The sequence below is a fragment of the Vibrio sp. T13N genome (assembly GCF_032970445.1).
GTDB lineage: Bacteria > Pseudomonadota > Gammaproteobacteria > Enterobacterales > Vibrionaceae > Vibrio > Vibrio diabolicus.
In genome coordinates, this window is the sequence record NZ_JAWJYE010000065.1 from 1 (window position 1) to 503 (window position 503).

Consider the following 503-nt stretch of genomic DNA (forward strand, 5'->3'; position numbering starts at 1 on the left):
GCTTTTTCGTTATGGCCACCAATGTTGTAGGTTTCACCGACTTCACCTTCGTTGACCACTTTGTACAGCGCGCGTGCATGATCTTCCACAAACAGCCAATCTCGGATTTGCATACCATCGCCATACACAGGCAACGGCTTGCCGTCGAGGGCATTTAAAATCATCAGAGGGATCAACTTCTCTGGGAAGTGGTACGGGCCATAGTTGTTGGAGCAATTGGTGACAAGTGTCGGTAAGCCATAAGTACGTTGCCAAGCGCGAACCAGATGATCGCTCGACGCTTTAGATGCGGAATATGGGCTGCTCGGCGCGTATGAAGTAGTTTCGGTGAACAAATCATCCGTCCCCTCTAAATCGCCGTACACTTCATCCGTAGAAATATGATGAAAACGGAATGCCGATTGGCGCGCTTCATCTAGGTTCGACCAATATTGACGCGCCGCTTCAAGCAAATGGTAAGTGCCCATCACGTTGGTCTCAATAAAAGCAGCAGGACCATCAAT

At 49.3% G+C, this 503-nt stretch carries 1 protein-coding gene; it reads right to left on the minus strand.

From position 1 onward, the window contains the following. Nucleotides 1–503, minus strand: a 503-nt coding sequence (locus tag R2S67_RS22820) for a dTDP-glucose 4,6-dehydratase (protein WP_317347181.1), incomplete at both ends; no start/stop codon positions are given.